Genomic DNA, 13155 nt, shown 5'->3' on the forward strand with positions numbered 1-13155 from the left:
ATCCCCATTCTTTTTTCATAAGAAGAGTTTATTTATCACAATTGTTCAATTTGTGCATAATAACGGAGAGTTTTCTCTAAAATTTCATTTTATGAAATATTAAGATGGTATATACACATTTATTAACAAGAGGTTAAAATTTTTGTGACAAGAGAAAAAAAGTTCTTTCATTTACATATGCTTTCTGATGCAACAGGGGAAACGTTAATCTCTGTGGGAAGGGCTGTAGCGTCGCAATACACGATGATTCAGACAACAGAGCATATCTATCCGATGATTCGCAATGAAACACAGCTGCAAAGAGCTCTCGATGAAATACAACAAGAGCCGGGTATAGTTCTTTACACAATTATTGATAAAAAGATTAAACTGCTTCTTAGGAGAATATGTGAGAAAATAGAAGTTCCCTGCATTGATATACTGCACCCTGTTTTGGATGCTTTTCAGTCTTATCTTGGAATGCCCACAAATTTACGTGTTAGTGCACAACATGATCTCAATGCAGATTATTTTCGCCGTATTGAAGCGTTGGATTTTACAATAGAGCATGATGATGGGCAATCTCCCAACAGCTTATTGAATGCAGATGTGATACTTGTAGGAATTTCAAGAACTTCTAAAACACCAACCAGTATTTATTTAGCAAATCGTGGAATAAAAGCTGCTAATGTTCCTCTTATTCCAGGGATTGATTTACCTGAAACTCTTTTAGAAGCAAAAAATGCTTTGATCATTGGTTTAATCGCTTCAGCTGAACGAATCTCACATATTCGACAAAATCGGGATTTAGGGGATGATTTTGCTCTTGAAAGTTATACTGATCGAATCAATATAGCTGAAGAATTGACTTATGCAAAACGCATTTGCGAACGTTTTGGTTGGCCTATTATTGATGTCACAAGACGCTCTATTGAAGAAACGGCTGCAGCGATATTTGAACTTTTATCACGATTTCGTGAAAAAAAATGAAAGAAAATTTTCATGGCAGCAGAAACGTTAATATTAGCATCCCTTAGTTCTTATCGTGCACAATTGTTGAAAAAAGCAGGGTTAAGTTTTTTCATTGAGGGGGCCTCTTTTGATGAAAGAGAGATAGAAAAAACAGCAGAAGCAAAAACACCTAAAGAACTTTGTTGTTTTCTTGCAAGTGCGAAAGCAAAAAATGTTTCTGATCGCTTTCCTGATGCTTTGGTTATAGGTTGTGATCAAGTACTTGATTTGGAAGGTCAGATTTTTCACAAAGTTACAAATAGCAGGGAAGCACGTCAACGTTTATGCACTTTATCAGGTAAAACACATTCTCTTCATAGTGCGGTAGCTTTATTTCGGAATGGCCAAGAAATTTGGGTTGAAGCTTTTAGTGCTCATATGTCTGTACGTTCTCTCTCAACAGCATTCATTGAACGTTATTTAGCACGTGTAGGGTCAGATGTTCTAAACAGTGTGGGAGTATATCAAATTGAAGGTGAAGGAATTCATCTTTTTGAAAAAATTGATGGAGATTTTTTTACTATTATTGGTTTACCACTTTTGCCTTTGATCGTAAAATTGCGTCATTTAGGAGCCATTGATGGTTGATTTTACAATAAAGTGCAAAGAAAAAAATTCTCCATGTGCTTTTGTTGTAGGCACCCCTATTCACCATTCAAAATCGCCAAAAATTCACAACTTTTGGCTTAAACAATATGGTTTACAAGGTGAATATTTAGCACAGGAAATAACACCTGAAAGATTCGAGGATTTTATTATATCTCTACAAAAGAGAGGTTTTTGTGGAGGCAATGTTACGTTACCTTATAAGCAGGAAGCTTTCCGTTTAGCGGATCATAAAGATGAAGTATCCACAATGATTGGTGCTGCTAATACGCTGTGGTATGAAGGGGATAAGCTTTGTGCCACAAATAGTGATGCCTATGGTTTCGGCGCTAATCTTGATGATTCTTTTTCTGATTGGGTTGGAGAAACAGCTCTTGTTTTTGGTGCAGGTGGTGCTGCACGCGCTATTTTATATGCCTTAAAAAAACGTGGATTTGAACGTATTTGCTTAGTTAATCGTACAAAGCAACGCGCAAATGATCTAGCCGAGCATTTTGGAAAACCTATTGAAGTCCACGATTGGCATAATACTGGTGAACTAGTTTATCAAGCTGATTTGATTGTCAATACGACTTCTGTAGGTATAACAAATTCATATGATGAAAAAAGTGTTTCTTTTTTCTGTGATTTTCATAAAACAAAGGCAACCGCATTGGTGGCAGATATTGTTTACGCGCCATTGATAACACCTTTTTTACAACAAGCAAAAGCTCATGGTCTAAGGACAGTTGATGGACTTGGTATGCTTTTACATCAAGCTGTTATTGGTTTTGAAAGATGGTTTGGAATAAGACCGCAGGTAACAAGAGAATTACGAGAGACAATCTTAAAGGATATGGGTAAAGATAAAGGATGAAAATCATAGGATTGACAGGATCAATCGCTATGGGAAAATCAACAGTTGCTGATTTTTTCAAACAAGCAGGTATTCCTGTTTTTAGCGCTGATGAAGCAGTACACGAACTTTATAAGAGTGAACCAACTTTGTCGTTCATAGAACAGATTTTCCCTAGTGTTGTTGAAAATGGTAAAGTTAATCGCCTAAAGCTTTCAAAGATTTTGATCAATGATAGTGAAAAGTTACAAACATTAGAAGACATGGTCCACCCTTTAGTGCAAAAAAAAGAAAAAGAATTTATTGATACAGCGCGCAAAAATGGGGAAAAATTAATAGTTCTAGAGATTCCTTTGCTTTTTGAAAACAAAAGTGAAAATCGTGTGGACAGTGTTGTTGTTGTCTCTGCTCCACTGGCAATACAAAAAGAGCGTGCAATGATTCGTCCAAATATGAATGAAGAAAAATTTGCATTTATCAATGCCAAACAGATATCTGATGAAAAAAAACGAGCGCGTGCTGATTTTGTCATTGATACAGGAAAAGATTTAGAGAATACACGTCAACAAGTTTTTGATATAATGAAAATTTTGCTAAAGAATTGAAGTAATGCGTGAAATTATTTTTGATACAGAAACGACAGGTTTGGATAAAGAGAAAGATCGCATAATCGAAATCGGTTGTGTAGAAATGGTTGATCGCTATCTTACGGGACGTCGATTCCATGTTTATTTAAATCCGCAAGGTGTTATTATTCCTGAGGAAGTTGTAGCAATTCATGGATTAACCAATGAACGCTTAAAGAACGAAAAAAGCTTTAGTGATATTGCCGATGCGTTTTTGGAATTTATTAATGGTGCAACAATGATTGCCCATAATGCAAGTTTTGATATTGGCTTTCTGAATGCAGAATTAGGGCGGGCGAATAAGCCACTTATCAGTGTTGATAATATTCTTGATACATTAGCTATGGCACGGCGCAAATTTCCTATGGGTCCTAATTCTCTTGATGTTTTATGCAAACGTTTTGGCATTGATAATAGTCATCGTGTTCTTCATGGTGCTCTGCTTGATGCGGAGATTCTCGCCGATGTTTATATTGAGCTCATTGGTGGAAAACAGGGTGTATTGGGTTTCAATAACATTGGGAGCGTTGTGGATACCCAAGGTATTAACAATGCTTTTTCACTCGTTAAATCTCGCCCTCAAGCTTTGCCTTCAAGGTTAAATGCACAAGAAAAAAGTATGCATGCCGATTTTATCAAAAAAATGGGTGAAAAAGCTCTTTGGAATAATTTCAAAGTTCCTGAATAGTTCACTCACATTTTCCCTGACCTGAGAAGATTATCTAAAGTCTAGGAAAAACAAGATCCTAAAAAATATGGTCGTTGTGGGGAGGGGAACACCACAACGACCTTGTCGCCACGTTGTACCTCAGCTCTCATAGGAGGAGCAAAATGAAAGCTATTATGTCCTGTAACAGCAAAGAAAAGCTTTAGGTACTAAATGTAAAATGTAACGACTTCATGCTTTATGGAGATAAAAAATGGCTTTTTAGAGGCGGTTTGATAAATTTTAAAATAATAATAAAAAAAAATATAAGAGTAAGTTATTTTTTAGCTGAAATAGAGAAATGGAATTGTCATGGAAACAAAAGATCATCTTTTTTTGGTTGATGGATCGGGTTATATTTTTCGTGCTTACTACGCCTTGCCACCTTTAAAGCGCAAAAAAGATGGACTTCCTGTAGGAGCTGTCGCTGGTTTTTGTAATATGTTATGGAAATTACTCTGTGATGCCCGTAATACAGCTGCTGGTGTTATTCCAACGCATTTTGCTGTCATTTTTGATTATTCCTCTGATACATTCCGCAAAAAAATTTACCCTCAATATAAAGCCAATAGAGAGGCACCTCCTGAAGACCTTATTCCGCAATTCGCGTTAATACGACAGGCAACAAAGGCTTTTAATTTGCCTTGTATTGAAAAAGAAGGATTCGAAGCAGATGATTTAATTGCTACCTATGCACAATTGGCAACTCAGAATGGAGTAAAAACAACGATCATTTCTTCTGATAAAGATTTAATGCAATTGGTGAACACACATGTATCTTTATATGATGGAATGAAAGACAAACATATTGGTATTTCTGAAGTCATAGAAAAATGGGGTGTGGCGCCTGAAAAAATGGTCGATTTGCAAGCTTTGACTGGAGATCCAACCGATAATGTCCCAGGTATCCCCGGTATTGGTCCCAAAATTGCGGCCCAATTATTGGATCAATTTGGTACTCTTGATCTTTTATTGCAACGTGTAGCAGAAGTTAAGCAAACAAAGCGACGTGAAAACATTCAAAATTATGCTGAGCAAGCAAAAATTTCTCGTGAACTCGTTAGGCTTAAAACAGATGTCCCTATAGAGAATAATTTAGAGAGTTTTGTTTTAGAACCGCAAGATGGTCCGCGTTTAATTGCTTTTCTGAAGGCAATGGAATTTACGACACTCACGCGTCGCGTGGCAGAAGCCACAGAATGTGATGCAACAGTCATTGATGCACTCGATATAAATATTGAGCGTGCAGAGACTGATTATGGGTGCGTTTTGGATGTGCAAAAAGTTGCGACACCGCTATCGCATAGTTTTTCTGAAAATTCGCCACAGGTTTTGGCACAAAAACGTAAAGATCAAGCTCTCATGCAAAAAATTACAAGAGAGGCTTATACAACGATTCTGGATGAAGAAATTTTGCAAGAATGGTTGTCAGAAGCAGAAGAGCAAGGTTATTTTGCTTTTGATACTGAAACAACCTCTCTTGATCCACTGCAAGCAAAGCTTGTTGGTTTTTCATTAGCATTACAGCCAGGAAAAGCAGCCTATATACCACTTGAACATATTCAGGGAGGAGATGATCTTTGGGGAGGTGGGCGTATTGCTGAACAAATTGAGATCAAAAAGGCTTTGGCGCTTTTAAAGCCGATATTAGAAAATAAAGCGATTTTAAAAATTGGTCAAAATATGAAATATGATTGGCTGGTGATGAAGCAACAGGGTATTGTGATATATTCTTTTGATGACACAATGCTTTTGTCATATGCTTTAGATGCTGGAGCTTTAACGCATAATATGGATGCTTTGTCTGAACGCTGGCTTGGACATAAACCAATTTCTTACAAGGATTTAACGCATAATGGAAAAAAGATTTCTTCCTTTGCGCAAGTTGATTTGAAACAGGCAACCTTTTATGCAGCAGAAGATGCCGATATAACGCTTCGGTTGTGGCAAGTTTTAAAACCACAGCTTGTAGCCCAGGGAATGACAAAAATTTATGAACGCTTGGACCGACCGCTAATAGAAGTTCTCGCAAGAATGGAAGAGCGTGGGATTCTTATTGATCGACAGATTTTATTGCGTATTTCAGGAGAATTGGCACAAGCTGCTTTTGCTTTGGAAGAAGAAATTTATCAGTTGGTTGGTGAGAAATTTAATATTGCTTCACCAAAGCAATTAGGTGAGATCCTGTTTGATAAAATGGGGCTGTCTGGAGGCGCTAAGACGAAAGGTGGACAATGGTCAACTTCTGCTCAGACTTTAGAAGAGTTGGCTGCTGAAGGTCATATTTTGCCACGTAAGATTATTGATTGGCGTCAACTGGTAAAACTAAAGTCAACTTACGCAGATGCTTTACCTGCTTATATTTTGCCTAAAACAGGGCGTGTTCATACGAATTATTCTTTAGCGATAACATCAACAGGGCGCTTATCTTCATCAGAGCCCAATTTACAAAATATACCGGTACGCACTGCTGAAGGGCGTAAAATCCGAACAGCTTTTATTGCTCCGGAAGGGCATGAGCTTTTATCAGCTGATTATAGCCAAATTGAATTGCGTATTCTTGCGCATATTGCTGATATTACTGCATTAAAAGAAGCTTTTGCTAGGGGACAAGATATTCATGCGATAACTGCGTCACAAATGTTTGGGGTTTCTATAAAAGAAATGTCGCCAGATATACGCAGGCGTGCGAAAGCGATTAATTTCGGCATTATTTACGGTATTTCGGCTTTTGGATTAGCAAATCAATTGGGTCTTTCGCGGCAAGAAGCAAGTCGTTATATTCAACTTTATTTTGAAAGGTTTCCGGGAATTAAAGAGTATATGGAAGCGACTAAAATCTTTGCACGTCAACATGGTTATGTTCAAACTATTTTTGGTCGTCGTATTCATTATCCTGAAATAAAAGCCTCTAATCCGCAAGTTCGTGCTTTTAATGAACGAGCTGCTATTAATGCGCCGATTCAAGGGTCAGCAGCAGACATCATTCGTCGTGCCATGATTCAGATAGAAAATGCTTTAGAAAAAGAAAAATTGTCAGCAAAAATGTTACTGCAAGTGCATGATGAACTGATTTTTGAAGTACCAAAAGCCGAGACAGATAAGACGATAGCTCTTGTTAAAAAGGTTATGGAAAATGCTACAATGCCGGTATTATCTTTGTCTGTACCGCTTGAAGTAAAAGTGATGGCTGCTCGAAATTGGGATGAGGCACATTAGTTTTATTCACTTACTTTTTAGAGTGGTCATTGCATTAGCAAGACTAATATGTGCTTTGATTGGTAAATGATCTGAAGCAATACGCGCGAGTGGTGAAAAATGGTTTTCAACATTTATTACTAATTGATGGGGAAAAGCAAAAATTCTATCAAGAGCTAAAAAGGGAAACCGAGAGGGAAAACTGGGCACAGCTCCGAGTGTGCTATCAAAATAGGAAGAAAAAGGATTTAAAGACGAACCTTTACCTAATCTCCATTCATTGAGATCACCAATGAGAACTGTGGGCATAAGAGGACGTTTTTGCAAAAGTGCAAGAAGCGTTTTTACTTGCTGATTACGAGAGTAGCGCAACAGGCCAAAATGAGTAGCAATAATACGAATCCGACCAATTTTCATTTCTAATTCTGCAATTACAGCGCCACGAGGTTCAATGCCAGGAAGAGTAATTTGTAAGATATCACATATATGTCCTTGGCGCAAAAAAAGAGCATTACCATGCCAACCATGACCATTTGGTGACATAGTATTCAGGGGCACAGGAATCAAACCTGTTTCAGCTTTTAAGAGCTGAAGATCAATCAAGCCAGTACGTTCGCCAAAACGTTTGTCTGCTTCTTGAAGAGCAAGAATATCAGTTTTTAGTTCAGCAATAACATGCACAATACGGGTAGGGTTAAAAACTTTATCAACACCTACACATTTATGGATATTGTAAGAAGCAACGACAAGATCATAGTAGTTATTATCTTTGGTTGCGGTTGTCTGATGGCCAGAACGATTAAAAATAGTGTTTAACAAGGGTGTGTGGAGTTTTTGCTGGATAAATGTTGTTGGCCAGAGAATTTTTCGCTTATAAGGCTTTTTTATCATTTTTTAGTTGCAATTTTTTATATCGTTTATGGTACTAAGGAGTTAATAAGTAAACACTTACTATTAAAAATTAAAAAACCCTGTTTCTTTTCAGAAACAAGGTTCTTTAGTTAAGCGATGATTGCTGTCATCAATCACGGTTTGAGCCGAGAAATTGCAGCAGGAAGACAAACATATTGACGAAATCAAGATAAAGATTCAATGCACCCATAATAATTTTACGACCTCGGGTGTCGTCTCCATCCCCTTCATAATACATTAATTTGATGCTCTGTGTATCGTAAGCAGTTAAACCAGCAAAGATAAAAACACCAATCACGGAAATAGCGAATTGTAAAGCACTAGATCCAAGAAAGATATTAACAATCATGGAAAGCATCAAGCCAACCAAACCGATAAAAAAGAATGACCGCATCGCCGTGAGATCACGTTGTGTCGTATAACCATAAAGTGAAAGAGCACCAAAAGATGCGGCTGTAATGACAAATGTTTGCACAACACTTTCAGGTGTATAACGCAAAATGATTGAGGACAACGAGAGTCCAACAAGGGCAGCATAACCAAAAAAGAGGCTACGGGCAGCACTTGTGCTCAATGTGTTAATTTTAAAACTGAGAAAGAGCACAGCTACGAGTGGCGCAAACATAACGATATAGGATAATGGTGACGTATAAAATGTCACTCCAAACGATGTTAAGTAAACACTGCTATTGATTTGGGCGGCTGCTTGGCTCATATCGGTTGTTGTAGCCAATGAGGCAATAGCATAAGCGGCAGCGGCTGTAATAAGCAAACCAATGGCCATTGTATTATAGACGCCCAGCATATAGCTGCGCAATCCTTGATCGATTGATGCATCTGCATGAGAAACAGACGCCGAACGTAATTTTTTGAAATCAGCCATAATATAAAGTCCTTTAGCATATGTTCCGTCAGCTGTCGGGGTTAAAAAGGATTGATAAATATGGACAACCCTAGGCGACGCTGGCGGAATCCCAGCTTACCTCCCCTTATTATGGGGATTTATTAAAAAATTACAAGAGACTTTTATAAAAAGCGAAGCTTACAAATTGTTAATGAAAGGGTTGGTATTGATTAAGAATATGCAATCTTTTTAGTAAATTTTTTGTAAGATTGTATAGTCTATTTTGCTAGTGATAAGAAAATCAATTTCATTTGGATAAATTTGCAAGAAATTCTTTATTTCAGTGAAGTTTGATTGACGCGTAAATACCCAAAATTTGTTTTTTGCATCACTTTATCTTTGCTGAGAGGAGTAACATTCTGGTAATTTTTTAGGATAAGTGCAGCCGGTTTTGGAGCTAAAATGCGAATTCTTTAGAATTTAAATGTAAGCCTATAACTTATCGGGTCTGTAAGAGAGCCTTTAATAATTTTTATGTACTTCCTATAATTACGAGGCTTTTTCGCAAGTTCGTAAAAAATGTACTATTTTAACCTAGAGAATTCAAAAGATCAGATTCGTTATAATACGATACAATTTATTTCTAGCGGTTTGACGGCGGGCGCGACTTTTTAGATTTGCATCAATATTTAAATCAACAGGTTTATTAATGGTAGCACATATTTTAGGAAAAAGTTTACAGTGTATGCCAGAAAAACTTGAAAAAAGAGTACGTTCAAGACCATAAATTTTAATGGGAACCACTTTTGCTTTTGTTTTATCAACAATCCAGGCAGCGCTTTCGTAGACTTTCTTAAAAGCGTTTGTAGTAGAGGTATCCTTTTCTAGAAAAATGACAAGCGGTTTTCTTTGTTTTACGGTGTGTATAAGATAACGGTTTGCGAATGGATGTGAGGGATCCATAGGAAAAGCATTTATATGTTTAATAAAGGGACGAAACCACCAAAATTTTGCAGTATTAGCGTCAATAACGATAACTGGAGCGTGCAAGTTTATTGTTTCACAAATAACGAGAGCCAGAAAACTATCAAGAAAAGACGAATGGTTAAAGATTAGAATGGGAGATTTTCCTGCTTTAGCAAGATTTTTCACGCCCTTAATTTCTAAACGGAAAAACAGACGAAAAAGAATAAAAATAAAATCGAGGAAAGGATTGGTAGGTAAATATTTTAGCATAGCAATAGCAACTGCTAAAGAGGCGATACCGAGCATAATAATTACTATATCAATTGAAACGCCAAGGTATTGAATAAAAGTAATTATACTTGCTCCTATAACTATAAAGGCAGCATTTAGGATGTTATTAGCAGCGATAACACGTGCGCGATGGTCCGGTTTAGTCCAAGCTTGCAGTGCTGCAAAACTAGGAACAACAAGAAATATTCCTGAAATTGCTGCTAAAGAAAAATCAAACATAATGTGCAATAACTGTGAATGAGAAAAAAAATCACTAAGTGTTTCAACTTTTAATTCAGGATGAAGACCATTAATGACAAAACTTAAGTCGATACAAACAAAGCCAAAGACAAAAGTTCCGATAACCGCTAATAATAAGTTAATTCTCTCTGCTGAAAGCCAAGCTACCATTGCAGAGCCAATAGCACTAAAAATGGAAAAGAGCGTAAAAAATATAATAGTTCCATAAAGAAGGCAATTGAGAGAGGCAGTTAATATTGGGATGACTGATAAAATTGTGGCTCCCATAAACCAAAACCAAGAAACTATGAGGCTTGCAACGAATAAGTTTTTTTCTTGAGTGCAATATTTGAGAATGGATATTGTGGCACGTATAATATTATGGTCAACAGTAATATTCGATTGTGCAGGGGTATTTTCTGGCATAAAGCAGCTTGTAGCCCATGAAAATACAGCTAAAATAATTATAATAAGTGCTGGAATAATTTGTAATTCGCTTTGAAAATTGAAACTAAGACCAGCCCATAATGTTCCTAGTAAAATAGCGGTAAAGGTTGCTGTTTCTATCCATGCATTGGCACGTGGCAGGTGGATTTTTGCCATATGATCGGGTAATGCTGCATATTTAATGGGTCCAAAAAGTGCTGAGGCACAACTAAAAAGAAATAAGCATATCATGAGCAAAGTGATAGAGGATAAGAGCACAGAACCTGCAGTTGCGACAGCAATGAAGAGAGTAAAAAATTTAATTAAACGAGCAACTTTTGCTTTACTAAAGCAGTCAGCCAATTGTCCCCCTGTTGCAGAAAATAAAAAATGAGGGAGCGAAAAAATACCACTTGTTAAGCTAATAAGGCTTGCTTGATATTCTGAAGAGCTACACTTAACAATGAGAAAAATCAGAGTGTTTTTGACAAAATGATCATTAAAAGCAGCAAAAAATTGGCTCCAAAACAAAGGTGCAAAAGCGCGCGAACTCAATAAAAAAGAACGATTATCTGCACTTAGAAAAGTTTTAGCAGGTGTCGTATTCTTTTCATTCATCTGTTTTTCTCTCCATGGTCGTTTATATCCTCATGTAAAAGAAATAGCATGTTTCGAGAAGAAAAGAGGAACCAATATAATATTTTCGGTTTTAAATTAATAAAAACGCCATGTTCTCTCTTTGATAACTGGATATAAACAGGTCGGAGAAGCAAAAAAACAATATGAGGATATTAGGTCTTTATGCATACTATCTATGATCATATTTTAAAATCTATGGAACACGTAATTTAAGTGTAATAACATAAAATGTTAGAGGTATAATAATTTTACGGTGCATTTTACGAAGAGCGGCTTTTAACTTATTACCAATAAGGTCGTTAATTTACTTAAATGACAGAATGAAAAGAAAACCTATCATAGTAAAAATCCTTGCTGCTTAATCCATTATAATTTCATGCGACAATTGAAATAAAGGAACATAAATCTCAAAAATAATGGTTTTTAGAGTCAAAACGATTCAAAATTTTCTAAACCGCAATTTATGATTAAAAACAAATAAGATATCAGAAGTTTTGTTTATTTGGTTACCCGAAATATGGGTGCTTACGAAAGTAAACAGGACTCTTACTCAGAAGAAATCCTATTGGGAGAACGTTTTCTTTTGATCCAGATGCGAAATTCCTCAACAAGAATAGCAATGGTACCAAGCGTGATAAAAGTATCAGCAAGATTGAAAACAGCAAAAGAAAAGAGACCATCAATATGAAAGAGTATATAATCAATGACATAATGAAATCGGATACGGTCAATAAGATTACCTATTGCCCCACCAATGATAAGAATAAGCCCAAAACGCGAGAGGGATTTTTCATATTCGGTATTTTTCCATAGCCATAAAAGGAAAACAATAATGATTGACGTAGCGGCAATCAGTCCCCAATGGGAAAAAGAAGAAAGAAACGAAAATGCAATACCAAAATTGCGCACATGGTAAAGGTAAAGAAAAGGAAAAATTGGAATAACAGTTCCTAAAAGCATGTTATTCATAACCCAATATTTTATCATTTGATCAAGTCCTACTGTAATGACCAAACCAAGAAGAAAAAAAGACAGTGTTTTGCGTGTCATGTTTGGGTCTCGCATGGTTCAAGAGTTAAATGGGAGCGACGAATTTCGTAAAGCATAATAGCGGTAGCTACCGCTAAGTTAAGCGAATCAGCACGTCCACTTTGTGGAATACGCACGAGTCGATCACAACAATTTGCCAAGATATCCGGTAAACCTTGTTGTTCATTTCCCATAAGAAGGAGAATAGGACCATTTTTGAAATCAACTTTGCGGTAATCAACATTTCCTTTGAGGTGTGTACCAACAATCATGCCCTTAAAGTTGTTAGACCAGCTCAAGAACGCACTTTCATCGACACGGTAAAGTGGTATAGAAAAAATCGACCCCATTGTTGCGCGTACTGCTTCAGGAGAAAAAGGATCGGTTGTTTCACCAATTAAAATAATTCCCTTAGCTCCTACTGCATCAGCAGTACGGATGATAGTACCAAGATTTCCAGGATCGCGCACACGGTCAAGAGCGATATAAACATCTTCGTTTAGTCCTTTTATCATTTCAAGGGGGTGCCATTGTTGTTTAAAAATACCAACAACGGTTTGTGGATTATCACGGCGGGTGAGTGATTCCATAACTTTTTGTGAGGCTTTAATAACAAAACCACCGCTTGCTACAGTGCGTGCAGCAGTATTTTCAATGGCAGTATTACCAAGTTTGTTTTTAGAAAAGATGAGTGTTTGTATTGTCCAACCGAGATTTAAAGCATCAATCACCAATTTAAGTCCTTCAGCCATGAAAACACCTTCTCGATTGCGGTTTTTCTTTTGGCTAAGTGCTTTAAGGTTTTTAATAATGGGATTGCTCAGGGAGGTAATTTCTTTCACCTTACCAATTTTGGGTGTACACATAT

The 13155-nt window shown here is 36.8% G+C and carries 11 protein-coding genes; 6 read left to right on the plus strand and 5 right to left on the minus strand.

Annotated elements, in window-relative coordinates; translation table 11 throughout:
- The first annotated feature begins 144 nt into the window (after nt 1-144).
- From ABD915_RS01330 to polA, 6 genes are all read left to right on the plus strand, one after another.
- Nucleotides 145-969, plus strand: a complete 825-nt coding sequence (locus tag ABD915_RS01330) for a pyruvate, water dikinase regulatory protein (protein WP_345114088.1) — start codon at nt 145-147, stop codon at nt 967-969.
- Between the two features lie 12 nt (nt 970-981).
- The gene (locus ABD915_RS01335; protein ID WP_345114091.1) at nt 982-1578 is read left to right on the plus strand and encodes a Maf family nucleotide pyrophosphatase; all 597 of its coding nucleotides are present in this window, start codon (nt 982-984) and stop codon (nt 1576-1578) included.
- Nucleotides 1571-2452, plus strand: coding sequence for a shikimate dehydrogenase (locus tag ABD915_RS01340; RefSeq protein WP_345114094.1), 882 nt, complete (start codon nt 1571-1573; stop codon nt 2450-2452). The genes ABD915_RS01335 and ABD915_RS01340 overlap by 8 nt, the downstream gene beginning before the upstream one ends.
- A complete protein-coding gene (coaE, locus tag ABD915_RS01345) occupies nt 2449-3036 on the plus strand; it encodes a dephospho-CoA kinase (RefSeq protein ID WP_345114097.1) in 588 nt (195 codons plus the stop codon). Before ABD915_RS01340 ends, coaE begins: the two co-directional genes overlap by 4 nt.
- A 4-nt stretch (nt 3037-3040) precedes the next feature.
- Nucleotides 3041-3745 (plus strand): DNA polymerase III subunit epsilon, encoded by a 705-nt coding sequence (gene dnaQ / locus ABD915_RS01350; RefSeq protein ID WP_345114100.1) that lies wholly within the window; start codon nt 3041-3043, stop codon nt 3743-3745.
- Between the two features lie 330 nt (nt 3746-4075).
- Complete coding sequence (polA, locus tag ABD915_RS01355) at nt 4076-6982, plus strand: DNA polymerase I (protein ID WP_345114103.1); 2907 nt, start codon at nt 4076-4078, stop codon at nt 6980-6982.
- Nucleotides 6983-6988: 6 nt separating this feature from the next.
- Here the strand turns inward: polA and ABD915_RS01360 are convergent, their stop codons facing one another.
- The 5 genes from ABD915_RS01360 to ABD915_RS01380 form a co-directional block, all read right to left on the minus strand.
- Nucleotides 6989-7852 carry an endonuclease/exonuclease/phosphatase family protein gene (locus tag ABD915_RS01360; RefSeq protein WP_345114106.1) on the minus strand — a complete coding sequence of 288 codons (864 nt, stop codon included), beginning with the start codon at nt 7850-7852 and terminating at the stop codon, nt 6989-6991.
- Between the two features lie 130 nt (nt 7853-7982).
- Nucleotides 7983-8756, minus strand: a complete 774-nt coding sequence (locus ABD915_RS01365) for a Bax inhibitor-1/YccA family protein (protein WP_345114109.1) — start codon at nt 8754-8756, stop codon at nt 7983-7985.
- 564 nt (nt 8757-9320) lie between these two features.
- On the minus strand, nt 9321-11237 hold the full coding sequence (locus ABD915_RS01370) for an MFS transporter (RefSeq protein ID WP_345114112.1): 1917 nt from the start codon (nt 11235-11237) through the stop codon (nt 9321-9323).
- Nucleotides 11238-11804: 567 nt separating this feature from the next.
- Nucleotides 11805-12308 (minus strand): signal peptidase II, encoded by a 504-nt coding sequence (gene lspA / locus ABD915_RS01375; RefSeq protein ID WP_345114115.1) that lies wholly within the window; start codon nt 12306-12308, stop codon nt 11805-11807.
- On the minus strand, nt 12305-13153 hold the full coding sequence (locus ABD915_RS01380) for a TrmH family RNA methyltransferase (RefSeq protein ID WP_345114118.1): 849 nt from the start codon (nt 13151-13153) through the stop codon (nt 12305-12307). Before ABD915_RS01380 ends, lspA begins: the two co-directional genes overlap by 4 nt.
- Between the last annotated feature and the right edge of the window lie 2 nt (nt 13154-13155).

This window comes from Bartonella jaculi, assembly GCF_039543045.1.
GTDB classification, from domain to species: Bacteria; Pseudomonadota; Alphaproteobacteria; order Rhizobiales; family Rhizobiaceae; genus Bartonella; species Bartonella jaculi.

What these genes read in the sequence shown, in the direction of transcription:
- coaE (WP_345114097.1), top strand. Translation starts at nt 2,449, where the DNA reads ATGAAAATCATAGGATTGACAGGATCAATCGCTATGGGAAAATCAACA.
- ABD915_RS01380 (WP_345114118.1), bottom strand. Translation starts at nt 13,153, where the DNA reads ATGTGTACACCCAAAATTGGTAAGGTGAAAGAAATTACCTCCCTGAGC.
- dnaQ (WP_345114100.1), top strand. Translation starts at nt 3,041, where the DNA reads ATGCGTGAAATTATTTTTGATACAGAAACGACAGGTTTGGATAAAGAG.
- ABD915_RS01370 (WP_345114112.1), bottom strand. Translation starts at nt 11,237, where the DNA reads ATGAATGAAAAGAATACGACACCTGCTAAAACTTTTCTAAGTGCAGAT.
- ABD915_RS01335 (WP_345114091.1), top strand. Translation starts at nt 982, where the DNA reads ATGGCAGCAGAAACGTTAATATTAGCATCCCTTAGTTCTTATCGTGCA.
- ABD915_RS01365 (WP_345114109.1), bottom strand. Translation starts at nt 8,756, where the DNA reads ATGGCTGATTTCAAAAAATTACGTTCGGCGTCTGTTTCTCATGCAGAT.
- ABD915_RS01360 (WP_345114106.1), bottom strand. Translation starts at nt 7,852, where the DNA reads ATGATAAAAAAGCCTTATAAGCGAAAAATTCTCTGGCCAACAACATTT.
- lspA (WP_345114115.1), bottom strand. Translation starts at nt 12,308, where the DNA reads ATGACACGCAAAACACTGTCTTTTTTTCTTCTTGGTTTGGTCATTACA.
- polA (WP_345114103.1), top strand. Translation starts at nt 4,076, where the DNA reads ATGGAAACAAAAGATCATCTTTTTTTGGTTGATGGATCGGGTTATATT.
- ABD915_RS01340 (WP_345114094.1), top strand. Translation starts at nt 1,571, where the DNA reads ATGGTTGATTTTACAATAAAGTGCAAAGAAAAAAATTCTCCATGTGCT.